Below are 25,123 nucleotides of genomic sequence, written 5' to 3'. Positions count from 1 at the left end.
GGTTCGTATGTGTATGATCTAAGAAAAGGATACACATCATGCGGACCAACATCGTCATCGACGATAATCTTATGAGCGAAGCTCTCCGGGCAACGGGCCTCAAGACAAAGCGTGAGGCCGTTGAGCTCGGCTTGCGGACGTTGCTTCGGCTTCGCAAACAGGACGAGATTCGGAAGTTTCGGGGTAAGCTCGCTTGGACGGGCGATCTTGATGCCATGAGAACCGACGGGTGATCCTCGTCGATTCCAGCGTCTGGATCGATTATTTCCGGGGCGATGCCACACCGCAGACGGAACGATTAGACGCATTGCTAGGCGCCGAGCCACTGCTGACCGGCGACATCATTCTGGCTGAAGTCCTGCAGGGTTTCACCAGCGACCGCGACTTCAACGTCGGGCTGAGATTGATGGGGTCTCTCGACCAGATCGATATCGGAGGTCGCGATATCGCGATCCAGGCGGCCCGAAACTTTCGGGCACTACGCGGCAAAGGGGCCACTATTCGCAAGACCATCGATACGCTTATCGCCACCCGTTGCATAGAAGACGGGTTAGCACTGCTCTACAGCGACCGCGATTTTGATCCTTTCGTGGAACATCTCGGACTCTCGTCGGCCATGTCGGACGCACGCCGATGATGTGATCCCTGCAAATCTGGATCGTAGCTCCAGATTTGCAGGGATAAGTCGTTGCTCGATTTCGCTTCTTCGCCCTGAACGGATATCCAACCGGAATAAGCTCGAAGTTATGGCTTTGCTCGGCGTTGCGGTGAGATGTCCGGCCCTTGAGCAACAATTCCCGTGAATTTCGAAAACGCCCGGACCCCGGCTTGCAGGGCGCATGCCGGTCAGTATCTTTACGGCGAGATATAAATTGCGCGCGATATTGGGCGCATGATTCGGTGCCAACGGCAATCGGAATGATCCGGTTCGTATCGTTCACCGGTCGGACTCATGCGGCCGGGTATCCGGATTCAGGATAGGCTGTTTCGCTGAAGCTCGTCCGATCAGGTCTCGACTGATTTCTCGGGAGTGGGCAACGAGATTGCGCGTCTTTTCGCGAAGCATGAGCTGGCCAATAATCCCTTCAACATAGGCGGGATTCGTTTTGTTGATGACTGCCAGAGCCGTTTCGCACCTCGCGCGGCCGCAATGCTCAATAGCCCCGACTACATAGTCGGGTCCAAAATGCTCGGCGACCGCTGCAAGGTCGAACATATCGCGCGGCTGGAAACTCCAACCGCGATAGAAGACCTTTTTAGCGATGATTTCCGCTGGCGTTTCAAGCGCGATGGCGTGACCTTGAACGTCGTGCGCTCGTGTTGGATCTGGAATGATGCTGTCGCAGCAGATGAAATCAATTTCGCCCAGATCGTGATAAGCAAGCTTCAGCATATCGGTGCCTGCCTGATAGCTGTCAGGAGCGTGATCGAGTTTGATGCCTTGCGTTTCCGGATTGAGAAATGGGAGGATTTGTGGATCGTCCAGAAACAGGTCGATGTCGTGACTTTCACGATGATCGATCTGCAGCATCAGTGCGGTTCCGCCGCCGAAGCTCCACTGAGGCGCGAAGCCGTTCGCCTTCCTGAAATGGTCAAGAATATCTACGGCGAGATTGAAAAGGACCGGCCATTCGCTCGGCCGCTTTGCAGACACGGCGTCAGGCCGCCAGCAGTAGCGTGTAGCCCGAAAGTTCGGAGATTTTATCGGCGACTTGGCTCGCTTGACTTGCGTCTACGCCCATCGCTGCCATGAACTGTTCCTGGACGTTCAGCGGCACTTCGGAGAAGAAAGCGAAAACCGGCGCGTTGCAGTCAATCGCGCTCTTCAAGTCGACGATCATGGCAGCAAGCTGATGTGCGGAAACGGCCGCCCCATAAGGGGCGTTCACCGTCGTCAGCACTTGAGTTACAGCGTTTGCCATCATTCCACTCATAACACGATCCTGTTTGGATCGTTGTTTTCATATAGTCGCGAGCGGTTATCAAAACAAGAATCTCGCTCAGGTCGCGTCCTACGCCCGACGCGAGGCAATAATGACAAGACCAGATTCAGCTTATGAAGCATGCATCATGGCTTTGATGTTTCAAGCAGATTCCGCGCCAGAGCTAAGAAAGTTCCGTCCGGCTTATCGCGACGGGCCCCCAACGATTCCAGTGAATTTCGAGAGTGCGCGGACGCCTACCGCTGGGCGAACGCCCGTCAGCATCTTCGCGGCGAGATAGAGGTTGCGCGCTAAATTGGGCGCATGATCGGTCCCGACGGCGATTGGAATGATCCGGTTCGTATCGTTCATCGGACGCACCCATGCGACCGGATGCCCGATCCAGGGCAAGCCGAGCCGGCCCGATCGCAGCATCGCTTCCTGCGCGGAAATGGCGCGGACCTGCCAGCCATATCGCCTTCCCAGACTTCCGAGCTTGGTCCAGAGATCGGCGCAGGGAACGCAGCCGGGCGCGGTGCTCATCTCGACGACGAAGGCCGAACTGCGTCCGCGCAGTTCCTCGGTAAAGTCCGGCGGGAAAGCGCGCGTCACCGGAACGCGCGAGAGCCAGTGGTTCATCGCCGCAGTTGTTCCGACCGGATGGATCGCGGCGCGCGCTGCATCCTCGCGGCTGACAGTCTGCGCCATGCCGGGCGAAATGACTAGGATGCTCATGCTCAGCGCGCTTGCACATCGCGCCAACATACTGAACTCGCCTTGCAGGTAAGGGGATTTGCTCTTACCTTGTGCTATTGAAAGGACTCGCCACATGAACGCTGTTACCATTACCGCGAAAGGGCAGGTCACGCTGCGGAAGGAATTGCTCAGGCATCTCGGCGTCCATCCAGGCGACAAGATCAGCTTTGACAAACTCCCCGGCGGTGAAATCAAGATTCGGGCCATCAGGCCTTCCGGAAAGATTGAGGATTTCTTCGGGTCACTCAAGCGGGAAGGCCAGCGGCCCATCTCGATCGAGGAGATGAATGAGGCCATTGAAAAGGGCTGGGCCGGACAGCTGTGAAAATTACTGCCGACACCAATATCCTCGTCCGATCCGCAACGCTGGACGATCCCGTTCAAAGCCCCTTGGCAAAAAAGCTCCTGAAGGAAGCAGAACTTGTTGCTGTGACGCTTCCGGCCTTGTGCGAGTTCTGCTGGGTGCTCAGAAAAGTGTATCGCTATGAGGCGGCAAGGGTCGCTGCATCGGTCAGATTGCTTATCGACGCCGGCAATGTCGCAGCGGACCGACAGGCTGTTGAAGCGGGGCTTGCAATACTGGAGCAAGGTGGAGACTTCGCTGATGGGGTCATCGCCCACGATGGCCAATGGCTGGGAGGCGAGACCTTCGTGAGCTTCGATCGAGGCGCTGTTGGCCTTCTGGCAAAGCATGGGCAATCTGCGATGAACCCCGATCAATCGAAAGCTTGATCCAACTGCGCTGCGCTGCTCGGCAATAGACGCTGTCATCGACGCGGCTCCAAGCCCGCACCGACGAGGTCGCCGCCCAACACACGGGGATCGGTCGCGGAAACCGGCCCATTGCCGAGTGCGTCGAAGAAACCATCTTCCTCGCCCGCGCCGGTCAGGAACTGTTCGGGCCGAATGTCGCCGAGCATCAGCCGCACGGCCTGGTATGTGGTCTGCGCGAGATTGGGATAGGATTCGACACCCGACGCGATCACCATCCTTGCCGAGCTGTCGCGGCGGATCACCATCGTCGTCGGTGTCACCTCGACGCCGAAGCGCTGTCCGAGCTCCGGTCGGCGCTCGAGATCCATCTGTGTGACCTGCCAGCCCGTCTCCTCGCGGAACCGTTCGAGGATCGGCCATTGCACCCGGCAATAGCCACAGGAATTCCGCGAGAACATGACGAGCGCGAACTGGCTTGCGTGGGCGCGGAGATACCGGCGGCGAACCGCTTCCTTCTCGGCACCCATCGCCGCGCGCGCGTCGCCGACGATCGGGTTGGCGGACTTGGCATTGAGTTCGGGGTTCTGAAGCAAGGCGATCTGAGTCACGCCTGCGAACGCACGTGCCTTGCGCCGCGCGAAGTCCTGCAGCCGCCAGAAGTCCGCGACCGCGTCGACGGTGAGCACGGTCGCTGCATAGTCGCGTTGCTGCTCGATCAGCTTGCGGATTTTGGGCGGCGTCCATGTCGCCAGTTCCGCCATCGGCGGTATCGCCGGCTTCATCAGCGCGTCGGGCTCGGCATCCGCATCTTCGACCGGCGGCGGTGCCTGATACCACCAATAGCCCTGCTTCGGTTCGCGGGTGGGTGAGGTCGGCTGCGCGGCGGCGGGGAAGGCCGTGATGAGCGCCGCGAGGAGGGCAGGGCGGATCACAGCAGCTTCTCCATGCGGGTGAGGCGCGCGATCGGCACCGGTCCGTAATAGCGGCTGTCGAACCCGCTCGGGTGCAGCGAGCCGACATAGATCAATCCCGGCGGGATCAGCCCGTGATCGGGCCGCCAATAGTCGAGCCGCTGGCCATTTCGCCCGTAGGGCTTGGTCACGCCGAGCAGGACGCCGTCGCAATAATACCACCCGTCCATGGCGTGGGGCTCCATCGTCGACGGTTTCTCGATCAGCGATATGCGCTCGCCGGGCATGCAAAGCGCGCGCTTGGTCACCTTGACCGGTTCGGGGCCGGCCAGCGGATGGGAGAGCATGAACAGGACGAAATCGCCCTTCTCGATCGGCCCCGGCGCCGCGCGCACCGCCCAGGCGTCGATCGACGGCGACATCACGAGAATGGCTTGCTGCATCGCCCAGCACGTCAGAAGCCCGAGTGGCACAACGATCGCCGTCGCCTTCCAGAGCCGGTCGGGGCGCGCGGGCTCGCCGAGCCCCGGACTGCCGAGCGCAACGGCTGCGCGCCGCGGCAGTCCCTTCAAACCGATCGCCAGATGCTTACCGGCCTTCCAGGCGAGACTGAGCATCGCGCACCTCCTCTTTTCCGCCGAGGCGGGCAATTTCTTCGAGCAAACCGGAAAGGGCGGCATCGCCGTAAGCGATATGGCTCCCGCGCGGACTTTCCTCCTCGCGCTCGCAATAGGGGAGCACCGGATCGCCCGGGATCATGGCGAGCGCGGGCACGCGGGTGACGCCGTGCTGGCGAAAGACCAGCGGGTCGACGATCACCTGCACGTCGCGCATCACGCATGCCGGTCCCTCGCAGCCGGGATCGAGGCGGAGAATCTCGGCGGTGAGCTTCGCCATCGGCGCGACCTTGGCCATCCCGCCCGGCATGCCGCGAAACGCGAGGACACCGCGTGCCTTCTCGAGCTGCGCTGCATAGGTGCGCAGCGTTGACGACGGCATCGACGAGGAGACGAACAGCACAGGCACCCAGCCTTTCGCCGCCGGCGCCGGACCGGCATCGGCGACGGCCTTGATCTCGGGCGCTTCGAGCCCGAGTGCCTGGCCGAGCCGCTTCGCCATCGCCTCGCGCTCTGCGGCGAAGCGGTCTTTGCCGGTCTCAAGCGCATCGCGGGCGCGGGCTTCCATCGCTGGCGACTTGGCACGGTCGCGCATCGCCTCGAAGGCGCGCCGGCGTTCGACCTCGCTCGGCTTCGGCAGGTCAGATGGGCCGTTTTGCTGTTGGGCTTTGCGGCGCGACACCGCGCCCTTCAGCCGGTCCATCGCCGCTTCGCCCTCGCGTTCTACCTTCTCGCGCGCCGACGGGTTGTCGTCGATGCCCGGCGATATTTGCGCTGCGGCAAGGCCGGCGATGCCGGCTACGTCGGCGAGCGCCACCGCGAGTACGGCGCGGCGCCTAGCGGCCGATGGCCTGCATATAGGCATCGATACGATCCTTCATGTCTGACTGGATGTCGGCCTGCGCGCGGGCCTGAACTTCCGAATAATATTCGGAGAGGTCCATTCGGCTGAAGTCGAGCGCTTGGAACTCTTCGGGCGTGAACCCGCGGCAGTTCGGCGTCTTCACCGGTCCCCAGCCATCCGCGAACGACTTCAGCTGCGGGCGGCCCTGTTCCTGGATGATGCGGCCGAGCTTGGTATTGAAGCAGCAATGGCTGCGCGACTTCTGGACGCAGATGCCGAGGATCTTCGACGAGCAATAGGAGCCGACCTCGACGCACATGCCCGAGCCGCGTAGCATGCCCGTCTCCATGTCCTGCTGGTCGCAGGAGGAGAGGAGGAACTCGATCATGACGTTGACCGCGAGGCTGATCGCGATCGAGGTCGGATCGATGCCGACAATGATCGCATTGGCGCCCGCGCTCGCCGCCTGGCTTGCCGTCGCGCCCGCCTGGAAGGCGGCATAGGCGGCTTGGGCTCCGGTGAACACGCCCTTGGCGATCGCGATCTTCGTCTGCGTCGACGCGATCGACGAGCCCATTCCGTCCTTGACGATCTTACCCTTGTCCTTGCAGCAGTTGGAAAAGGTTGTCTTGAGGCCCGCTGGGCGGCAGCGCAGCGCGCGGCCGCCGAATATCTCGATGTTCCCGAGACAATTGCCGTCGGTGTCGACTTCGCCGTCGGCGGGCGCGCCCGGATCGTCGACGACGGGTTCATCCTCGATCGGGTTTGCCGCGGTATCGATGCAGGCGTTCGGCGAGCAACTCGGCACGCCGCCGCTCGCCAGCGTCTCGCACGCATATTGCGAACCAAGCGGGCAGGACGACGCGCCGCCGGGCTCGGGCGCGCACGATGCCCGTTCGATCGGGCACTGCCAGCTACCACCTTGCATCCCGACGCAGCTAGCGGTCTCGCCCGCGTCGTCGGCGTCACCATTGCCATTGAGGTCGACCGCGCAAATCTGCTGCGCCTGCGCTGCCGACGCGTAAACGGCGAGCGCGAAGGCGACGATGCCGAACAGGATCAGCGCGAGGCGCGACGGCCAGAAGAGAAAGCGGCCCATCATCGCGCTGTCGCCGTGCAGGCGAGATCGGCGCCAGCGAGCCTGACCGTTTGCATCATGACCACCGCCTCGGGAAAGGTATCAAGGCAGCCGCAGGGCGTGACGATGGTCTCGCCGGGACCGGCGGGACAGACATTGCCCGGTGAGCAGGCGTGATAGAAGGTGTCGAAGCCGGTCGGGCTGGTCTGCTGCGCGCCGACGACGCCCGCAGGCGCCGCGTCGGTATTGGCTTTCGCAGAGCGCGTCTTGCAGACCGCCTCGCAAGCTGGAACCGAGCCGCGATCGGGAAGCGCGAAGGCGCGCGTAGACGCGGCGCTGCCGCCGTCGGCCGTCCGAACGCGGTCGGCGAGCAGCGTCTCGGTCGAACGATCGATGATATAGGCGCCGCGCGACAGGTCGGGTTCGGGCATCGCGCCGGTGTCGATCGCGCATTTATAGGTCCGCTGGCGCAGGAAAAAGTCGCGGGTAAGGGTAGCGGTGCAACTGCCCGTGCCGAACTGGCGCGACCGCGGGAGGGGGCGAAGGCCGGTGCCGACGCCGTTCAGAAACGTCTGGACGCCATCGACGCTCTCGCTGTCGAGGCGGCACTTTTGATTGGCGCCAATATCTTCGCACTGGTCGACGAGCCGGTCGCTCGGTTCGCATGCGTCCGAAACGCGAATCTCGACGTCAACCAGTCCCCATTCGGTCGTGAGAGGCGCACCGCCGCCGCCGCCGCGCACGCGTGCCGACACCGTCGTCGGCCCCGCCCGCAGGTCGGTGGTAAAATCATAGGAGGTGTAATTGCGCGCCGCGCCGCCATCGGTGCGGCAGTCGCCTGAAGGCAATCCTGTCGTCAGCCACGGACGCGGCCCCGCGGAGCCGACGACGCGGCCGTTGATGCGGCCCTGGACCCAGTCGTCGGCGCCCATCTCGACGATCCGCGCCGACAGGAGCTTCGCGGGGTCGCTGACTTCGAAGCGCGCGGTGAAGATCGGCGGCGCGCTACTGCAATTGCCATCTCCGATGATGCGAAAGCGTCGGCAGCCTTCGCCGCAGCCCTGAACCGAATAGATGACGCCCGTCGCGGAGACGATATCCTCATACGCGAGCGGCCGCAGTGTGACGTCGCGTTCGATCGTGCAGGCGCGGACCTGTTCGGCCTTGCCGATGCCGGCGGGCGATCCCTTGAGGCTCTGGAACAGCGAGCTTCCGGCTGCGGTCGCCGCGGCGTCGCCGAGGATCGAAGTCGGACGGCCGCGATAGGCTGTTTGCGGAAGGTCCGGCAAAGCCGTGCAGGCGGTTGATTGCGCTCCGACATACTGGATCAGCGGGCCGTTGATGCGCGCCTCGGCCACGCCGACGCGGGGATCGTGGCTCGTGAGTGCGCCGATCGCGCCGCCGCCGAGATCCTTGAGCACCGACGGCAGATTGTCCATCACGAGATTCGCGCCGCAGCTGTTGTTGACGCAGTAACAGCCCGCGAGTTCGGCCATTTCGGCGGCGGCGAGCCCCAGGTCGCCCGAGACATCGACGTTCCAACGATGATAGTTGCACGCGTTCCAGCTTCCGGGCTGGCAAGCGATGACGCCGTTGGCGCAGATGCCCGAGACGGGCACGGGCAAGGTGGACACGCGGTCGAAGCTGCCGTCGAGATCGGTGTCGCGGGCGATGCGGACGGTGTTGATGTCGCCCGTGCCGTCAGGCTGGATCAGGATTTCGAGGAGGCTCGATGTTTTCTGGCAGGCGAGACTCGGCGTAAAGCTCTGGCTGCGATCGACCGTCGCGATCGGCTGTCCGCTGAGGCCGGGGGTGAGGTAATTCTCCTGGATCGCCTTGCTGGTCGAGGACTTCGCGCGAGAAGCTTCCGCGGCTGCGCGCGCGCGGTCCTCGACTGACTGCGCCAGTGTGCTGGCGGAAGCCATTGCCGCCATCGGCAGCAACAGGAGAGAAACCGAGCGCTTCACGAACGATCACCGTCCACAGTGCGCGATCCATGCGCGAGCCGAAACAGGTCTCCCGCCCGGAAGTCATCGGATCCGGGCGAGAGGTGCCGATAGACGGCCTGGCCGTCGAACACCGTGAGCACCGCTTTTACCCGAGGACACGGCGGGATCAGGGCCGGTCTCGCTTGTGGCGATGGCAATTTACCCGTATCGTCTGCAGGTGGAGCGGCGCCCGAGAGGGGGCAGGGCGCCGCTCCCGCCTCGCGCGCCTGCCGGCAGCCACCGGGGCTGTGGCGGGCAGACCGGGCCGATTCCGGGCTGCGCACGAGACGATCGGGAAGTGCCGGGTCAGGGCGTCGAAATGCCGGCACAGCAGATCGCTTTCTCGAAGAGCATGAACTGGGCGTTGTCCTTGCCCGGCGCGTGTTTGCCGGAGGTCCAGAGCGCGCCGGGACGGCCGATGTTGACGCACTTGCCGCCCTTCACCGGCTCCATGAGCTGGAGTTTGTATCGGCTCTTGGTCCAGATCGGCTGCGGCTTGAACGAGCAGCCGTCCGCCGAATGGATGGTCAGCGCGCCGAGCCGGCCCATCATGAACGTGCCGCGCGCTGCCAGCCCCGCCCAGGCTTCGACGCGGTCGCCCATGTGAATGTCGCCGGCGACAGGATAGGTGCTTCCCCAACTGCCCATGCACCAGAAGAGCGGGTCGATGACCTTGCCCGCTGCCGCCGCGGCGCTGTCGGACATGCAGGCAAGGCCGGCCGCGGGATTGCCGAACAGGATGCCTTCGGGCTGGATGATCGCTCCCAGCGTCCCCGACTGCCAGGTCGGCATCACCTCGGTCATCAGCGCGACGTCGAAACCGTCATCCTCGAGGCACGGAAGATCGCTGAACATGTCGAGCATCTTCCAGACCGGCGCGACATAATAGTGCATCTGCGCGAACAACTTCGTCGTGTTCGTGCCGTCCGAAATCGACGACTGGCTGCCCTGGAGCTTGCCGCCGGTCGCCATGATGTCCGTGCCGAGCGCCATCATGCAGCCGGGTTCGGTCACCACGTCGATCATCCGGTTCGGAGTCCAGAAACTGACCTTGACACCGAACCAGAAGGTTGCACCTTTGCGGCACGCACACAGCGGTTTCGACGCCGATTGTGCGTCGAGCGCCTTGTCGAGCTTGTCGTAGCTGCCGGCGCGCACGCCGCCGATGGTGATGGGGAAGATGCAGTTCCAACGCACCTTGGTGATCGGGTTGAAGATCGTGTCGCTCGGACATTTGGATGCTTGCGCTGGAGCGGGGATGAAAGCGAGAACTGCGCCGAGCCCGACGGGTACCGCCCAGCGAAAGGACCGGCGCGTCTTCTTCGGCTCGACTTGGCGCCTGGCGCCGCTGCTCCCCGATGCGGAAGTCGCGCGCAAGTGTCGGCAAGCTGGCATGACTTCTCCGTTCCGCCAGGTAGGGCGCTGAAAAGGTTGGATGAGGCTTCGGCGCTCTGTATGGGCGATTGGCCTGCCCGAAGCGGAGATGGACCCGCCGACATGCTCGTCGCAACCAGATGGGAAAGGATATGCCGCGGATGGGCACATCGTTGCCGCTATCAGCGGTGCGGGGCCGGCTTCCGTGACGCTGAGGTTGGATTTGCTGATCAGATGTCTGCTCGCGGTCCCGTCGCGTCCTTGCGGACCAGACCATGGCGAAGGGAAGGCACCAAAGCTCGCTTCTTGCGAAGCGAGTTCCTCCAGGCATCAACGAAGTCGACGATCGGGCCAAATGGGACCCTGCGGAATCTTGCGAACTTCATCGAAGTAAAAAAAGACGCCCGTCCAGCCGGAGCCAGGCGGGCGTCAAGATGAAGAACTCTGTCTTCGTTTCCGATTAGAGCTCCCCTGGGTCGCGGCGTCCGAATAGGCGGATGACCGGATTTGCGATTGGATGAAGGCGCCAAAAAAGAGCTGGCGAAATTACGGCGTGCTCGCCGAGCGTAGGATTTGGCTCGCGGGAGCCGGGCCTTTTCGTTCAAGCGCGAACTCGCTGACCTCGAGCTTTTGTCCGACCTGCGCGACTATGACCGGCGCAACGCGAAGATCGAGCCGCTCCTTCACGCGCTCTTCGAGAATGAACAGCGGGCGCGCAACCTTCTCTCCGAGTGCGATCGGGTCGGTCACCTCCGGGCCGCCTCCGGCGAGCAATATCCAGTCGCTCGCCCGCGCGTGGCCAAGCGCCCAGTTCAGGTCGCGCGAATGAACCACGATCAGGCGCTGCGGCATCGACACATAGGTGAGGGGGTTGAAGGTGTAGCCTTTGGGATAGAGCAGTTTGCCGTCGTCCAACCGGACCTCAAAATCGAGCGTGTGGAACGGCACGACGCTTCGTTTCCTGTTCGCGCGCGCAACGCCGAGGGCGGCTGACTGCATTGCGCTCCACTTCTCACGCGGACCGAAACGACCCGCGATGCTTTTCGGCTGCTGCGCAACGCGCGCCTCGATTTCAGAAAGGGCATCGGGTTCAGCGATCGCCCAGGTGCGCCCGATCGCCGCGGTCTGTCCACGCGCCGTGGCGGCGATGACGAATGCCCCAAACACGAGCATCAACGAGGTGCCAAACTGCCAGGCGGCCACTCGAATGCTACCGCGATCATGTTCCACGACGATATCTCCTCCATCTTTCTCGCGGATCGGAGCTGCCAACACCGATGATCGCACCGACAAGTGAAACCAACGAGAGAAGGCTCAGCACGACGATGAGCGATCGCGGCGAGTTCGCGATTGGGCCGGGCGCGGCGAAGAGGATGAGGGCTTGCGCCTGGCCGAGCATCAGGCCACCGACGGCCAACCTGACCGCGATGGGCGAAGGAGCGTGGGAGAGGAGGCCGTTCATCGTGTCCGCCGATGACCGCGCCACCGGAGCATCAGACCGCTCGTCACGGACGAGAGCCAGATCAGGACCAGCCCGCTTGCGAAGCAAGCGATTCCGACCGTCACCGACGCCTGCGTAAACAGCGACGTCGGCTGGTCAACCAGCAGTCCGGCGATGAGAACGAGGCCAGCCATCATGACGGATTCGATCATGACGAGCCGGAACCGCCAACCCAGTGCCTGCCGCTCGGCCACTGCCGCAACGGCCGCGTCGAACAGCGCCCGATCGGCGGGCAACATGGCGTCGAGCTGCATCGCTAGCTCGTCGGGATGGAGCGAAGGCCGCTTCATGCCGCTGGCTCCGATGCTCGCGGCAAGTCGCGGCTATCGCCCAATATCTCGCGGGGATCGACGTCGGCGAGCTCGCACACAGCCTCGAGCGGCGATCGCCCGGCCCGGATCAGTGCTTCGAACGCCGCGACTTCGCCGGGCGCGCTGGTGTTGATCCAGTAGCTGAAGGGATCGACGACAAGCCGCGCGACCCCGAGCCCGAGCGGAGAGTCGATGAAGACCTCGCTATAGTTCGGCTTGTTGTTGCGGACCGATTTCAGGAGGTCGAGGACGAACCCGGAATAGTCAAGAATTTTGCTCTCGACAGCACGATCATAGGTGGAGCCTTGCAGGAGGAACCGCGTCGCCGCATTCTCGAGGATGACTTGGCCTGTGCCGCCGAACAGCGTGAGGTCGTTCATAGACTGGAGGACGATGCCGAAGCTGCCCTGATATTTGCGGGCACGGCGGTAGCCTTGTGCGAAGGCTTCAGCCAGCCGCGACAGATCCTGACCATCGCTTTTCGTCATGAACTGCGCTGCTTCGTCACAAAGCACGAAGCGGGGCCGGTCGCGCGCCGAGAGGTAGAGCTCCTGCGTCACCGCATTTACCACCACCATGACGATGACGTTGAACAGGTCAGGCATGGCTTTCAGCCGCTCGAGCTCGAGGACGACGAACTCGTCGGCGGAGATGTCGAAGGTCGACGGCCCGTTGAAGAAGTGCCCGTAAGCGCCATCCGAGCCGAAATCCCTGAGATTGAACGCGAGCTCGCGCGCGACCGGCTTCAGATGCTCGACACGGTCGAGATCGGCTGCGGCAAATTGCGGATAGGCACCGAGCCAGGCGCGGACCGAGTCGATGCCTTCATCGGCATAGCCCCCATCGATCGTCCACTGGACGGCCGACTTGATGAGATTCCATTCTGAGGTCGAAACGCCTTTGCGCGTCGCCGCGTTCCCCATCTCGGCAACGATCGCGACCGCCATCGCGATCGCCGAATGCTTGTCCTCGCCGTCTAGCGCGAGCCCGAGGTCGAACGGGTTCAGAACCAGCCGTTCCTCGCCGACGTCGATATAACGACCCGAGCAGAGGGTGCAGAGCTTGCGGTAGGATCCGCCAATGTCGATGATGCGGATGAGGGCGTTCTGGGCATAATATTGCCGGCAGAGATCGTTGAGGAGGAAACTCTTGCCCGCGCCGCTTTCGGCCGCGACCACAAAATTATAATTGTTGATGCGCGGATCGAAGAGGTCGAGTGTGACGAGCTGACCCTTGCGGCCCACATAGAGCAGGGCAGGGCGGCCGCCTCCGCGAAAGTCGGTCTGGATCGGCGCCATCAGCGCTGCCGCCTTCACCGGCATCCGGAAATCGCGCTCGAGCATCTTGATCGTTCGGCGCTCGGGATAAAGGCCGAACGGCAGGCTCGCGGTCAGCAAGATCGGATTGAGGTAGGATTCTTCCTGCACCATCCAGGGCAGCGGTTCACTTTCCCAGAGGCGCTTGGCGCGCGCGGCCATCTCGCGGGCGTGATGGGAATCGCGGCCGAACACCCAGACGGTCGGCATGACCGAGACGAAACGGCTGTTGCCGGCCTCGTCGAGCACCCAGCCGATTTCCTCGATCTGTTTGCCGACCTCGACCGCAAAGCTGCCCGCCGCTTTCTGCGCCGACAATATCTGGGCGCGCTTGTGAATTTCGAACTGCGAATGGTCGAAGAGGATGTTGAGGCAATAGAGGAAGGGGCCGCCAATCTGGTCGCTGTCCTCGGCGCTCCCGCGCATCCCGCCCATCAGCCGGTTCATGTGTTCCGCGGTAACCCGCCTCGCCGGCGCTTTCGGCGTCAGGCAGCGTGCGACCTGGCCCCCGAGGAACACTTCGGGTCCGTCGAAAGCGAGATCGGGGCCGGCATCGACGATCTGCTTGCGGATCGGCGGGGCGGGGTGCCCGGCTGCACCGCTGGCGAATACGCCAGGAGCGTCCTCGAAGACGCCGTTGAAGATACGGCGATAGAAGGAGATCATTTCGTGCGGCTCGACGCGGCGAATGCCGAGCTTGGCAAGCTGCTCTTCGATCTGGCGGCGCAGGTCGCTGTGCATGGGGGCGCGCGTTTTGACAGCGAGGAAGGTCCGGAAATCACGCACCGGAATGCCGTGGAGCGCGCCAAGCCCGTTCCGGCCTTCGTTTAGATAAGCGTGCGTCCGGCGCGCCGATGCCTGGATCAGCGGATCTGGCCGGGTCTTGAGGTCGAGATAGGCGTCGAGCGCTGGCGCAATCAGCGGGTCGGCGAAGCTGATAAGCTGGACGACGCTGTTCTCGGGAAACTGGGCGTTGAACAGGCCGAGCAGCGCCTGGTGAACATGCGCGAACATATAGGCGGTAGGGGTCAACTCCCAAGCATAGCCCCAGCCATCATCGATGCAGAGAAAGGCTTCCTCTTCCTCGACCCAGGCGACGAGCGGGAGGAAATCCGAATAGCGGTCGCGCGCAACGGCGCGGTGCAGGTCGGAGAAGGTAAGACCACCGCCGGTTCCGGGCGCCTTCATGGCCGCGGCTCCGCGCGCGCGGGCACAACCGGCGGCGTCAGTTCGCTTCCGGGCACCTCGCGGATCTGCTCGAGCACCGGCACGCGCGCCGCGGCTGAGACCGGCGGCACGAGATAGCCGCCGACGACCCAGGAGGGGGGCTCAAGCACCGAATAGACGAAACGCGGCATATAGAGCCGGTCGGGCCGGTTCCGATCGGCATAGGGCAGGATCAGTGTTCGCACCGCCTGCGCCGGCCGCAGCATCGGCGCCTCGGGCGCCTCGATCAGCCCCTGAAGCTCCCGGTAGACGCTGTCGCGGTAATCACCATAGGCATCAGCATCGCTGCGTCCTCGGCGCGCGGTGCCGCGCTGGTTCGCCTTGAGCAATATCTTGTCGCGTGTCACCGCCGGGTCCGAACGCGAAGCCCGGCCCTCCGCCGCATCCTCATAGGCTTTCTCGGGATGGATGCACTGGCCGTGATCGTCGTTCTTGCAGCTGAACTTTTCGCTGTACGGCGACATCGCTGAGCCGAGCGTTGCGCACCCTGAGAGTGGCAAGACGCCGGCAAGCAAGAGTGCGGCTGAGCAGAGGCGCGCGCGGCGCCGGTTTGACATATCGGTCATCGATATTCCTCCGAGGATGGGCGGGGGCATCAGAACTTGCTCCCGGCGGTCGGCTTGATCTCGAGCGTGACGCCTTCCTGGATGACGACGACGACGTCCTTGGCGGCGCCCACTTCGACGATAGGTCCCGCCTGCCGCGCGAGATCGAGATAGAAGTCGGTGAGCTTGTCGGACGACTTCGAGAGGCCGCCTGCGATCCCCACCTTGGCGGCGTCGCCGACATCGAGCGTCCGCACCGAACCCAAGGCCGATGTCGACACGTCACCGACCGTGTTCTCGACCGTCTGGCTGATCCCGCTGATCGTGCCGGCGATGAAGGCGCGCGCGAGACTCGCGCCGGCGCGCGTTACCACCTTGCCCGACAGCCCCTTCTTGCCGTCGGTGTCGACGAAGAAACCCTTGATCGGCTGGTCGACCACCGAGCGTTCGTCGAAATCGACGCAGGACAGCGATACGAGCTGGACCTCGACCCGCTCCTTGGCGAGGCTGCCCGTCGCGTTGCCGATGACGAAGCAGCCCGAGAGATTGGCCTTGACGTCATTCGGCAGCACGGCGGGCGCCTGGACGCGCGCAATCAGCGGCTCGGGGTTCGAGGTAGCATCGCGGCTCGCGAGCGCGTCGATCCCGGTCAGCAGCCGCGCCTTCATGAAACCAGGTGGCAAATAGATCGTCCGGGTCTTTTTTTTAGCGCCAGACGGCGCGCCCTTGCCATCGGCCGCGGCAATCGTGCCGGGGGCGGTCACCGCGGCGCCGATCGCGCCGACGGCCTTTTCAACCGGGGGCGCAGGAGGAGCAGGGGGCGCCGCGGGTGGTGAAGGAGGTGGCGGGATCTCGCCCGTCGCGATTTCGGCATCGCCGGGCGCGGGTGGATAATCCGGTATCGCGCCCGGCAGAGCCGGGGGAAGCCCGGGGTCGCCGTCGGGAGGTGCGCCTGGCTTGCTGCCGGGCACGACCTTGCCCTCCTCGATCGCGGTGACGCGGTCGCCGAGCAAGGTCTGGCCATCGAGAATCTTCTGGAGGTCGCCCCGCAGCTTGGTCTCGAGGCTGTCGCCGCGCAGGCCGGCGCCCATGTCGAGCTTGGTCACCGCTGGCGCCTCGGGCGCCTTCTCATCTCCGCCTGTACTCGCCGCGTAGAGACCGGTACCGAGCATCGCGACGACGCCCGCGACACTCAACTGCTTGGCGCGCAGCTTCTGTTTCGAGCCCAGCGTCGCCCAGCGCTCCTTGAATGCGAGAAGAGCGGGGCCGCGAGTGGCCTCGGGCGGAAGCGGTTTGCCGACCTCGCCGAGATCGAGCGGCTCTTGTTCGGGCGTGTCGTTCATTCGCCGTCTCCCCGGCGGATAACGATCAGCCGCGCGCTTTCGCCCGCCTTGAGGCTCAGTCGGTCGAGCGTGACTGCGAAGATGTCGATGCCAAGCGCGCGGTCGAGGAACTGCTGTTCCTCGAGCACGACATCGCTGTCGCTACCGAGGCGATACTCGGAGACGGAAAGGCCGGAGCCTTCGATCGCGAGACGCCGGCGCTCGACGAGCTGCGCCGAGGGGAGGCCGGCAATCGTGATCGTTCCCGACCGCGGCGCGACCTCGGTGAAGCTTGCCGGCACGCGGTCCTGAAGCATCGCGAGCGTGATCGACACTGCCCTCTCTTCCTCGACTAGCGGCCCGAGCAGCTCCTCATTGGCCCGTGCGCGCTGCGGCCGTCCGGGAGCAAGCGTGACCGTTTGCGCGGGAATTTCCGTAGGCTCGGCATAGAGCGGATAGATGGCCCCGTTGCAGCTGATGAAGAACTCAGAGGGTGTCGTCACATAGCTGCGCGTCACCATACCCATATCGTCGACTTCCTTGACGAGAAACTTGATCCAGGCGTCGGAGCCCGCGCGCTCGACCGCGATCGCCTTCTCGGCCGAGAATTTTACATCCTCGATCTCGCCGCCGACGCAGACGATATGATTGACGTCGCGGTTTGAGAGGCGGATCGTGCTCATCTGGTCGGGAAGGACGGTGATGGCTTGCGCTGATGCGGGCGCGGGCAACAGCAGCGCGGCAACGGGCAGCGCCGCCGCGAGCCTAGCGAGGCTGGACATCGAATTTCTCCTCGGTGAGCGAAATGACCCAGAAGCGTCCGTTCTCGACGGCGTAGCGGACGCGAAGTTCGCCGCGGAACTTGCGGATGACACCGCCGATCACGCGGACCTTCTCGATCGGGACCAGGATGTCACGCTCGGTCCACTGGACCGGCTGATCGGGGCGGATGTAGGTCGCGATCGACAGCGTCGGATTGCCCGCGAGCTCGTCCAATATGCCGTTCAGGCTGTCGCGCATGCTGTCGTACGCCGATGGATGGACGATCGAGAGCAGTTCCTGGAACTGCCGGTCGGCCGAGTAGGCCGAATAGGTCCCGGCGAGCGCGACGATATTGCGCGTCATCGTGCGGATATAGGCGGCCGATGGCTTCGAGCCGGTCACATAGAGATCGCCGCCCGAACCGAACGGCACGACCACCGTGCGCTCTTTCTGGTCCGAGCTGTAAATGACCGTGCCAAGCACCGCGGTAATGCCGAACAGCCCGACGATCGCGAACTTGAGCAGCCGGTTCTCTTCGAAGAGGTTCGATGAGCCCTGAATGTACCGATGGATCCCGAAGCTGGCGGGTTTACCGAGCAGCGGGTCGACCGGCGCGCTTCGGGGTTTGCGATGACGCGAGAACATCTGCGGCCTCACTCGTAAAATCGGGTTTGGGTCGGACCCGGATAATGGCGAAAGCGAAGCATCCCCCAGCGCCATGCGAGATGGGCGAGGAAACCGCGCGGCTGCGCGCGCTTCCATGGCAGGAAAAGGAGAAGGGCCGCGATGAACGCCCAACCGACCAGTCCGCCGACGATGACGGCGACGAAGATGGTGGTGACCACCAACACGAACTCGTCCGATCCGAACCACAGGATCTGAACCGGCTTGTGCAGATATTGGGGCAAGCGTTCGTCCATCGACCCTTCTCCTCCTGCTACGGTCCTCACCAGCGAAGCAAATCGAAAGCGAAGACGAGGGTCCGGGAGCACTTCCTCCCGGTGACCGGAACGTGGGCGAGCGTGGAACCCGAATGCTTGCCCACGTTCCGATGCCGTCAGATCACCATGCCGAAGGTTTGAAGGATGCTGTCCGCCTTAATGAGGCAGACGGCAGCGACGATCGTCGGGATGCCGATCATGATATTGCTGAACAGTCGCGACACGCCGAACAGGAAGGCGGCGACGCCCCCGACGAAGCCGAGCGGGCCTTTGACACCCTGGTTCACGACAATGTCGTAGATGTCGTAGCCGAGATCCCCCGCCACGGGCGCGGTAAAGGCGTGGGCGCTTGCCGCGAGGAGCGACAGAAGCAGGACCGGTACGCCGACATCGGCGGCCGAAAGTACGGTTCTGGTAAGTTTTTTGACCATGAATGATTGCTTTCTTGGGCATTGGGCCGCCCTGAACTCTGCCTGCCGGCATCGATGGTGATCGTTGTCGGCCGACGGCGGTGCTGGACGGCCCGAAGGGGCGTCGCCGCCGGCATTCCGGTGCGTTGGGACCGAGAGCGATGATGCTCTCTGCGTCCGAGCAGCCGCCATGAAGAGATGGAATTCAGCGAGAGACACGGTTGGTCTTCGCCGAGGATAGAAAGGCCTCGATCTCGGCCTGCTGAAATCCGGAGATGAGCTTGCCGCCCGCGATCAAGGTCGGCGTCCCGCTGACACCAGCGGCGCTGACCACTTTGGCGTGAGCTTCGACCTTTCCGCGGCCTTCAGCGCAGGTTCGCAGCGCTGTCGGCGCGGCACCCGAATAGATGGCTTTAAAGGCTACCGCCTTATCGACTGAGCACAGGATGTGCTCGGACTTTGCCGCGGCTTCCGGATGAATGCCGCTCACGAAGAATATGAGACGCCGGACCGGTTTTCCCTCGGCGGCCTTCGCTGCCCAATATCGATTAAGCGCGCGACAATAGGGGCAGTCGGGATCGGTAAATTCGATCACCGTCGGCGCATCCTTGGGGCCGATTTCAAGCGCCTGTGAGGAGTCTATCGATTTCAGACGGTTGGAGATGCCGGCTTCCTGCGCGAGGGCTGTCAGATTGACGCCGTTCTTGTCGAAGATCGACGCGAACAAGAGATGCTCGCTCTCGGGCGCATAATAGACGATCCGGCCGCCAGCACTCGCTTGATAGATCGCGCCTTTCACCGGCGCCGGTTCGAAATCATCGAACTGGAGATTTGTGAAGGTTTGCTTGAGTTGCTGCTCCGCCTCCGCTGCGGCTTTTGCCAGCAACACCTTCTCCGTCTTCTCTTGTGCACAAACGACCGGCGAGGCGAGAAGTGCGGCCGCCGCCAGTAAGACGGCAGGTTTCTTGAAGGGGCCGTTCGCCGATAATGACGATAACCGGAATCGAGGCGCAGCACGATCGTTCGCGGAATCGCATGACATGAGTCCTCCCTGGCGCGACGGCGCCCGTTCGATGTGGGTTGCGTGAACGTCCGATGAGGCAGCCAGTGATAAGTCAGCCGGTCGGAACGGAGGGATAGATGGACGCGCTGTGAGCCAGCGGCAATCGTGAGGGCAGGCGCGTTCCCCAAGGCGGCACGATTGTGCCGCAGCCGAGCATCGTGATTCCAACTTTCATATTGGAATCAATGAATTGAAGGGAATTGCGTCAGGCGCGACACAGACTGAAATCCTTGAAGATGAACGAAGCTAATAGACTGAAAGCATCTCTACTTGCTGTGTCGCTCAGCGATAGCCAGCCTCGCATGGAGCGCTAGCGCACCACATACTATTCGGACGGAAGCTCATGTCGGACACCAGGACATGCGAGAAGGGCGGCGTCGCTTCGCTGGATCAGCTCAAGGAGTTCTCTGGGCGGCGCATCGAAAGCGAGCGTCTTCGCCGTCGCTTGAGTCAGGAGCATCTTGCCCGCAGAGTTGGATTGAGCGTTCGTTGGCTACGAGAGATCGAGAGCGGTAACCCGGCCGTGGCGCTCGATGACCATTTACGTTGCGCAGCGGCGCTCCGTCTCGCGCCCGCGTTCGTCCTTCTTCCCTTGTTGGACCCTGACTACAGCCAAGCTTCGTCGATCGATCCAGCGCCATTCGAATGGGCCGACATCGAATATCTGATCTGGACTCATATCGGCAGACGAGCAGGATGGGCTGCACACCGCGGCGAATTTGAACGCGCCCAGGAACCTCTGCGCGCCGAGGTTCGAGTCCCTGCTGAAAATCAGTCAAGAACAGCACAATCTTTACCTGCTACTCAGGATAGGAGCTAAAATTGCTACTTCTGAAAATTTGTCAAGTGAACCAGGGACAAGGATTTGCGTACCCGAGTTGCATTGCGATCAGAACGACGAAGTTCGGGGCAAACCGACATCCCAGGATCGTCCAGAACTTGCCAAGATACTCGATGGCTTCTGAGCTGCTACCCGTTTCTGGACCGCCCTGCTGGCAGCCTTCCAGCGTGCTGACATCAGGGCGGGCCATGTGCCGCTGATGCCAACATGAGCGATATCGGTGATTTGTTTTCGATCGCGCTGTGCGGTCGTACCTCGTTGTAGTCCCTACGCCAAGCCTCGCATTTTCGCACCGCGTCATCCAGGCTCATGAACCAGTGGGCGTTAAGGCATTCCTTGCCGTTGAAGCTCTCGATGAACGCGTTGTCGGTGGGCTTGCCAGGCCGCGAGAAGTCGAGCGTCACGCCCTTCATGTAGGCCCACAGATCGAGCTCGCGGGAGATAAAATTCGCTGCCATTGTCAGCCCTGATCGAGGCGGGATAACCCACTTGCGCGCAGCCCCGTTCCAGCACCTCGAACACATCCGGTGTCCGGTGCAGGCGCGATTGCCGCTCGACGACGTGTTCATCGCGCTGAAGGACGTGATCCCACACCTGACACGCTCGTCGCTGCACCGTTGCCTGCAACGCCACGGGATCAGTCGGTTGCCCAAAGCCGATCGGGAGAAGCCGAAGAAGTTCAAGAAATATGAGATTGGCTACTTCCACGTCGATATCGCGGAACTGCGCTATGAAGGCGGAAGAGGCTTCCTCTATGTCGAAGTGGACCGCACCTCGAAGCTGGTGTTCGCCCGCATCTATCGCCGGGCGACCAAGCTTGCCGCGGCAGCGTTCCTGCGCGTGCTTATCAAGACGGTGCCATACAGGATCCGTGGCCTGCTGCCGGTTTGGTGGACACCGAGATAGGGTGTTTCCACCTATCGGAGGTCCACAATGCAAAGAAGGAAGTTCAGCCGCGAGTTCAAGCTTGAGGCGGTGAGGATGGTCCGCGAACGCGGGGTGACGATCGCGCAGGCGTCGCGCGATCTGGATGTGCATGCGAACGTGCTGCGTAAATGGGTCCGGGAGCTTGCCGCCGATCCGGGTCATGCCTTTCCCGGTCACGGTCAGATGAAGCCGGAGCAGATGGAGATCGATCGCCTGCGGCGCGAGCTGGCCAAGTTGAAGGCGGAGCGCGACATCCTAAAAAAAGCCGCCGCCTACTTCGCGAGGGACTCGATATGAAGTTCCAGTTCATCGCGAAGCACCGAGGGATCTGGCCGGTGGCATGGATGTGCGGGGCGCTCGGTGTCTCGCGAAGCGGCTTCCATGCCTGGCTGATCCGCCCGCCGTCGCAGCGTGCCCGCGACGACGAGGTGATCGGTGCGAAGGTCCGTGCCAGCCATGTAGGAAGTTATCGCACTTATGGCGCGCGCCGTGTCTGGCACGACCTGCTGGCCGATGGGGTGTCCTGCGGCCTGCACCGGATCGAACGGCTCATGCGGGCGCAGGGTCTGCGAGCGAGGCCGCGGCGACGCGGGCTTCCCAAGGATCACGGCGATCGTTCGGTCATCGCCGGCAACGTGCTCGATCGCCAGTTCACGGCAGACAGGCCGAACCAGAAGTGGGTGGCCGACTTCACCTATATCTGGACGGCCGAGGGATGGCTCTATGTTGCTGCGGTGATCGACCTGTTCTCGCGCCGGGTGGTCGGATGGTCGATGACTCCCAACATGACAGCCCAGCTCGTCACCGATGCGCTGATCATGGCGATCTGGCGGCGCGGCAAGCCCGATGCTCTCCTGCATCACTCGGATCAGGGCAGCCAGTATACCAGCGAGCAGTTCCAGCGGCTCATGGCCGACAATGGGGTCACCTGCTCAATGAGCCGGTCCGGCAATGTATGGGATAATGCCGCCATGGAGAGCTTCTTCTCCTCGCTCAAGACCGAGCGGATCGGGAAGAAGATCTACCGCACGAGGGCGCAGGCGAAGGCCGACGTGTTCGATTATATCGAATGCTTCTACAACCCGACCCGGCGTCACTCGACCTTGGGTTACCTCAGTCCTATCGACTTCGAACGTGAAGCTGGGGTAGCCTGAATGAACTTATCTCGGTGTCCACCAAACCGGCAGCAGGCCACCGTAAGCGCTAATTTACCCCCACATTTTCGAATGTTCTGAGATCGTTATGTTGCGCGCCTTCTGTATCGGGAGCGTAACTAGCGATGGGCGATGTAACGACGTTCGAAAGTAGCTTCGAAAGCAACGGGAACGGTCGTGCTCGCCCGATGGAGGTGATCCCGGCGGGTCGCGAGCGTCGGCAGTGGACGCCGGAAGCGAAGGCCCGGATCATCGCCGAGAGTATGGCGCCGCGGGCGAACGTCGCGGATATCGCGCGCCGGAACGATATCCTGCCGCAGCAGCTCTACGCCTGGCGCCGGGAAGCGCGCGAACGGATGGAATCGGACGACGCGCCGGCCTTCGTTCCGGCAATGGTCGAGGAGCCGAAGGCGCAGGGCAGCGGCGCCGAGATCCGCATCAACATCAAGGGCATGACGATCCGCATTCCCGACGGCGTGACTGCCGACCATATCGAGCGGGTGCTGCTCGCGGTGCAGGTGTCGACATGATCATCCCGCCGGGACCACTCAAAGTGCTGGTGGCGGTGAAGCCGGTCGACTTCCGCAAGGGAATGGTGGGCCTGGCGTCGCTCGTGCAGCACGAGCTGAACCGCGACCCCTTCTCCGGAATCATGTTCGTGTTCCGCCGCAAGCGCGCCGATCGGATCAAGCTGCTGCTATGGGACGGGACCGGCCTGGTGCTGGTGACGAAGCGGCTCGAGACGGGCACGTTCCGCTGGCCGCGCTTCGGCGACGGGGTGATGAGCCTTACCGCGGCGCAGGCTTCGGCGCTGATCGAAGGGCTCGACTGGGCGCGTGTTCATGCCCCGCGTGTGGCGCGTCCGGTGATGGCGTTATAGGCCGTGAAAATGACTCGTCTTGCCGCACAAAACGGGCAGAAAACCGCGAAATAATGTATCCATCCGCACCATGAGCGAGGGGGTGGAAGAGCTGCCCGACGACGTCGAGGCACTAAAGGCGATGATCATCGCCGAACGGCTCCGCTCCGCCCGGCTCCAGCACCTTCTTGATGTCCTCAATCGCATGCACTTCGGCAAGCGGTCGGAGAAGATCGACAGCGGCCAGCTCGCGCTGGCGCTCGAAGATCGCGACGTATCGATGGCCGAAGCCGAACTGCTGGTCGAACAGGGCGAGGAAGCCACCGGCATCGCGCCGCCGCGGCGCAAGCGTGCGGCGGACGAACCCGCGCCTCGCTGCCGGCGCATCTTCCGCGTCACGAGATCGAGATCGCGCCGGAGGCCGGCTGCTGCGCGGGCTGCGGCGGTGCGCTGCACCGGATCGGCGAGGATCGGTCCCAACGACTCGACATCATCCCCGCCCAATATCGCGTCATCGTGACGGTGCGGCCGAGGATGGTGTGCCGATCGTGCGGCGATAGCGTCGCGCAGGCGAAGGCTCCCGCGCATGTGGTGCCGGGCGGCCTGCCGAGGGAAGCGCTGCTCGCCGATATCCTCGTCAAGAAATACGCTGATCACCTTCCGCTCTACCGGCAGGCGCAGATGTTGGCGCGCCAGGGCGTGACGATCGATCGCGCGACGCTCGCGGGCTGGGTCGGCCGCGCGGCGGGCTATCTGAAGCCGATCGTCGACCGGCAGAAGGCGGAGCTTCTGAAGAGCGATCGCCTGTTCGTCGACGAGACCACCGCGATGGTGCTGGCGCCGAGCAGCGGCAAGACGAAGACGGGCTACCTGTGGGCGATGGTCCGCGACGACCGCCCGCATGGCGGGGTCGATCCACCCGCGATCGTTTACAGCTACATGCCGGGCCGGGGCGGCATGTGGGCGGCGAAGCTCCTCGGCGAGTATCACGGCATCCTGCAGGTCGATGGCTATGAAGCCTATGGCCAGTTCGGCAAGGCGGGACGTCCCGGCGGACCCTCGGTGCTGGCCTATTGCTGGGCGCATGTTCGCCGCGGCTTCTTCGACGCCGGCGGCAAGGGCGATGGCGCGCCGATCGCCACCGAAGCGCTGCACCGGATCGGGCTGCTCTACAACATCGAGCGCGAGATCCACGGTCGCACGCCCGAGGAGCGCCTTGCCGTCCGCTAGGCGCGGTCCAGCCCGATCGTCGACGAGCTGCATGACTGGCTCGACGCCAAGCGCCGGCGCATGTTCAGCGGCTCGCCGACCCTCAAGGCGATCAACTATGCACTGAGCCACTGGGCCGGGCTCGTCCGGTTCCTCGACGATGGCCGGATCGACATCGACAACAACCCGGTGGAGCGGTCGATGCGGCCGATCGCACTCCAACGGAAAAATGCGTTGTTCGCGGGCCACGAACTGGGCGCCGAGAACTGGGCGGCGATCGCGTCGCTGATCGAGACCTGCAAGCTGGGTGCGATCAACCCCGCCGCCTACCTGGCCGACGTCCTTGCCCGCATCGTCACCCGCGGCGACGGCGAGCCCATCGATGACCTGCTACCTGGGAACTGGGTCGATACAAAGGCCGCCGAAATGACGTTCGAAACGAGTGCCACCGCCAACGCCGCCTGAGCAAAGCACGATCGAAATTAGATACAACGAAATTAGGCGCCAGCTTCTAATCGAAGCCCGCGCCCG

27 protein-coding genes and 3 pseudogenes are annotated in these 25,123 nt (G+C 63.3%); 10 read left to right on the top strand and 20 right to left on the bottom strand.

The annotated features are described in order from the left end of the window. Positions 1-38: 38 nt before the first annotated feature. Together SPYCW_RS11755 and vapC are read left to right on the top strand one after the other, a co-directional pair. Positions 39-233, top strand: a complete 195-nt coding sequence (locus SPYCW_RS11755) for a type II toxin-antitoxin system VapB family antitoxin (RefSeq protein WP_058804243.1) — start codon at positions 39-41, stop codon at positions 231-233. Then, positions 230-637, top strand: a complete 408-nt coding sequence (gene vapC, locus SPYCW_RS11750) for a type II toxin-antitoxin system VapC family toxin (protein ID WP_058804244.1) — start codon at positions 230-232, stop codon at positions 635-637. Before SPYCW_RS11755 ends, vapC begins: the two co-directional genes overlap by 4 nt. A gap of 300 nt (positions 638-937) precedes the next feature. Here the strand turns inward: vapC and SPYCW_RS11740 are convergent, their stop codons facing one another. The 3 genes from SPYCW_RS11740 to SPYCW_RS11730 form a co-directional block, all read right to left on the bottom strand. Continuing rightward, positions 938-1,654, bottom strand: coding sequence for a nucleotidyl transferase AbiEii/AbiGii toxin family protein (locus SPYCW_RS11740; RefSeq protein ID WP_052208291.1), 717 nt, complete (start codon positions 1,652-1,654; stop codon positions 938-940). A gap of 4 nt (positions 1,655-1,658) precedes the next feature. Further along, complete coding sequence (locus SPYCW_RS11735; RefSeq protein ID WP_232014685.1) at positions 1,659-1,934, bottom strand: hypothetical protein; 276 nt, start codon at positions 1,932-1,934, stop codon at positions 1,659-1,661. Between the two features lie 192 nt (positions 1,935-2,126). Continuing rightward, on the bottom strand, positions 2,127-2,657 hold the full coding sequence (locus SPYCW_RS11730; protein ID WP_052208289.1) for a hypothetical protein: 531 nt from the start codon (positions 2,655-2,657) through the stop codon (positions 2,127-2,129). A gap of 94 nt (positions 2,658-2,751) precedes the next feature. On the opposite strand from SPYCW_RS11730, the gene SPYCW_RS11725 reads away from it, so the two are divergent. Both SPYCW_RS11725 and SPYCW_RS11720 read left to right on the top strand, forming a co-directional pair. Next, positions 2,752-3,003 carry an AbrB/MazE/SpoVT family DNA-binding domain-containing protein gene (locus SPYCW_RS11725; protein WP_039575504.1) on the top strand — a complete coding sequence of 84 codons (252 nt, stop codon included), beginning with the start codon at positions 2,752-2,754 and terminating at the stop codon, positions 3,001-3,003. Further along, complete coding sequence (locus SPYCW_RS11720; protein WP_054588716.1) at positions 3,000-3,410, top strand: type II toxin-antitoxin system VapC family toxin; 411 nt, start codon at positions 3,000-3,002, stop codon at positions 3,408-3,410. Before SPYCW_RS11725 ends, SPYCW_RS11720 begins: the two co-directional genes overlap by 4 nt. A gap of 35 nt (positions 3,411-3,445) precedes the next feature. On the opposite strand, the gene SPYCW_RS11715 is transcribed toward SPYCW_RS11720, so the two are convergent. The 16 genes from SPYCW_RS11715 to SPYCW_RS11640 all read right to left on the bottom strand — a co-directional run bounded on the left by SPYCW_RS11715 (position 3,446) and on the right by SPYCW_RS11640 (position 19,581). Then, a complete protein-coding gene (locus SPYCW_RS11715; RefSeq protein ID WP_082665250.1) occupies positions 3,446-4,324 on the bottom strand; it encodes a conjugal transfer protein TraF in 879 nt (292 codons plus the stop codon). Continuing rightward, on the bottom strand, positions 4,321-4,920 hold the full coding sequence (locus SPYCW_RS11710; RefSeq protein WP_054588715.1) for a S26 family signal peptidase: 600 nt from the start codon (positions 4,918-4,920) through the stop codon (positions 4,321-4,323). The genes SPYCW_RS11715 and SPYCW_RS11710 overlap by 4 nt, the downstream gene beginning before the upstream one ends. Continuing rightward, entirely contained in the window at positions 4,892-5,785 is an 894-nt protein-coding gene (locus SPYCW_RS11705) for a type-F conjugative transfer system pilin assembly protein TrbC (protein WP_054588714.1), read from the bottom strand. Before SPYCW_RS11705 ends, SPYCW_RS11710 begins: the two co-directional genes overlap by 29 nt. Further along, positions 5,757-6,866 carry a conjugal transfer protein TraN gene (gene traN / locus SPYCW_RS11700; RefSeq protein WP_039575491.1) on the bottom strand — a complete coding sequence of 370 codons (1,110 nt, stop codon included), beginning with the start codon at positions 6,864-6,866 and terminating at the stop codon, positions 5,757-5,759. The genes SPYCW_RS11705 and traN overlap by 29 nt, the downstream gene beginning before the upstream one ends. Next, on the bottom strand, positions 6,863-8,776 hold the full coding sequence (locus tag SPYCW_RS11695; protein ID WP_054588713.1) for a hypothetical protein: 1,914 nt from the start codon (positions 8,774-8,776) through the stop codon (positions 6,863-6,865). The genes traN and SPYCW_RS11695 overlap by 4 nt, the downstream gene beginning before the upstream one ends. Before the next feature lie 360 nt (positions 8,777-9,136). Next, positions 9,137-10,225 carry a TraU family protein gene (locus tag SPYCW_RS11690; protein ID WP_232014684.1) on the bottom strand — a complete coding sequence of 363 codons (1,089 nt, stop codon included), beginning with the start codon at positions 10,223-10,225 and terminating at the stop codon, positions 9,137-9,139. 525 nt (positions 10,226-10,750) lie between these two features. After that, positions 10,751-11,377 (bottom strand): hypothetical protein, encoded by a 627-nt coding sequence (locus SPYCW_RS11685; protein WP_054590308.1) that lies wholly within the window; start codon positions 11,375-11,377, stop codon positions 10,751-10,753. A gap of 285 nt (positions 11,378-11,662) precedes the next feature. Further along, positions 11,663-11,959 carry a hypothetical protein gene (locus tag SPYCW_RS11680; protein ID WP_145985979.1) on the bottom strand — a complete coding sequence of 99 codons (297 nt, stop codon included), beginning with the start codon at positions 11,957-11,959 and terminating at the stop codon, positions 11,663-11,665. A 32-nt stretch (positions 11,960-11,991) separates the two neighbouring features. Next, positions 11,992-14,520, bottom strand: a complete 2,529-nt coding sequence (locus SPYCW_RS11675; protein WP_120216958.1) for a TraC family protein — start codon at positions 14,518-14,520, stop codon at positions 11,992-11,994. Beyond that, entirely contained in the window at positions 14,517-15,125 is a 609-nt protein-coding gene (locus SPYCW_RS11670; protein ID WP_054588710.1) for a TraV family lipoprotein, read from the bottom strand. The genes SPYCW_RS11675 and SPYCW_RS11670 overlap by 4 nt, the downstream gene beginning before the upstream one ends. 29 nt (positions 15,126-15,154) lie before the next feature. Then, positions 15,155-16,447 carry a TraB/VirB10 family protein gene (locus tag SPYCW_RS11665; protein WP_054588709.1) on the bottom strand — a complete coding sequence of 431 codons (1,293 nt, stop codon included), beginning with the start codon at positions 16,445-16,447 and terminating at the stop codon, positions 15,155-15,157. After that, a complete protein-coding gene (locus tag SPYCW_RS11660; RefSeq protein ID WP_054588708.1) occupies positions 16,444-17,208 on the bottom strand; it encodes a type-F conjugative transfer system secretin TraK in 765 nt (254 codons plus the stop codon). Before SPYCW_RS11660 ends, SPYCW_RS11665 begins: the two co-directional genes overlap by 4 nt. Beyond that, positions 17,192-17,833, bottom strand: a complete 642-nt coding sequence (locus tag SPYCW_RS11655; protein ID WP_054588707.1) for a TraE/TraK family type IV conjugative transfer system protein — start codon at positions 17,831-17,833, stop codon at positions 17,192-17,194. The genes SPYCW_RS11660 and SPYCW_RS11655 overlap by 17 nt, the downstream gene beginning before the upstream one ends. 8 nt (positions 17,834-17,841) lie before the next feature. Then, positions 17,842-18,108 carry a type IV conjugative transfer system protein TraL gene (locus SPYCW_RS11650; protein WP_054588706.1) on the bottom strand — a complete coding sequence of 89 codons (267 nt, stop codon included), beginning with the start codon at positions 18,106-18,108 and terminating at the stop codon, positions 17,842-17,844. A 137-nt stretch (positions 18,109-18,245) separates the two neighbouring features. Then, positions 18,246-18,560 (bottom strand): hypothetical protein, encoded by a 315-nt coding sequence (locus SPYCW_RS11645; RefSeq protein ID WP_054588705.1) that lies wholly within the window; start codon positions 18,558-18,560, stop codon positions 18,246-18,248. 184 nt (positions 18,561-18,744) lie between these two features. Beyond that, positions 18,745-19,581, bottom strand: a complete 837-nt coding sequence (locus SPYCW_RS11640) for a DsbC family protein (RefSeq protein WP_082665251.1) — start codon at positions 19,579-19,581, stop codon at positions 18,745-18,747. 364 nt (positions 19,582-19,945) lie between these two features. On the opposite strand from SPYCW_RS11640, the gene SPYCW_RS11635 reads away from it, so the two are divergent. After that, positions 19,946-20,422: a helix-turn-helix domain-containing protein gene (locus SPYCW_RS11635; protein ID WP_081997358.1), complete on the top strand. Its 477-nt coding sequence runs from the start codon at positions 19,946-19,948 to the stop codon at positions 20,420-20,422. Positions 20,423-20,619: 197 nt separating this feature from the next. On the opposite strand, the pseudogene SPYCW_RS11630 reads toward SPYCW_RS11635, so the two are convergent. Beyond that, positions 20,620-20,968 (bottom strand): annotated as a pseudogene (locus tag SPYCW_RS11630) (integrase core domain-containing protein); the annotation flags it as partial. A gap of 6 nt (positions 20,969-20,974) precedes the next feature. On the opposite strand from SPYCW_RS11630, the pseudogene SPYCW_RS11625 reads away from it, so the two are divergent. The 5 genes and pseudogenes from SPYCW_RS11625 to tnpC all read left to right on the top strand — a co-directional run. After that, positions 20,975-21,325 (top strand): annotated as a pseudogene (locus tag SPYCW_RS11625) (IS481 family transposase); the annotation flags it as partial. Positions 21,326-21,376: 51 nt separating this feature from the next. Then, a protein-coding gene (locus SPYCW_RS11620) for an IS3 family transposase (protein ID WP_095385752.1) occupies positions 21,377-22,524 on the top strand; the annotation gives its coding sequence in 2 pieces (ribosomal slippage) (positions 21,377-21,635 and positions 21,635-22,524; 1,149 coding nt in all). 125 nt (positions 22,525-22,649) lie between these two features. Next, entirely contained in the window at positions 22,650-23,054 is a 405-nt protein-coding gene (gene tnpA, locus SPYCW_RS11615; protein WP_081997356.1) for an IS66-like element accessory protein TnpA, read from the top strand. After that, a complete protein-coding gene (gene tnpB, locus SPYCW_RS11610) occupies positions 23,051-23,404 on the top strand; it encodes an IS66 family insertion sequence element accessory protein TnpB (RefSeq protein WP_054588704.1) in 354 nt (117 codons plus the stop codon). Before tnpA ends, tnpB begins: the two co-directional genes overlap by 4 nt. Before the next feature lie 70 nt (positions 23,405-23,474). Then, positions 23,475-25,057 (top strand): annotated as a pseudogene (gene tnpC / locus SPYCW_RS11605) (IS66 family transposase). Positions 25,058-25,123: the final 66 nt, after the last annotated feature.

The organism is Sphingopyxis sp. EG6 (assembly GCF_003609815.1).
GTDB lineage: Bacteria > Pseudomonadota > Alphaproteobacteria > Sphingomonadales > Sphingomonadaceae > Sphingopyxis.
Note: the sequence above shows the minus strand (reverse complement) of the source record. Positions and strands in the feature narration are given on the sequence as shown.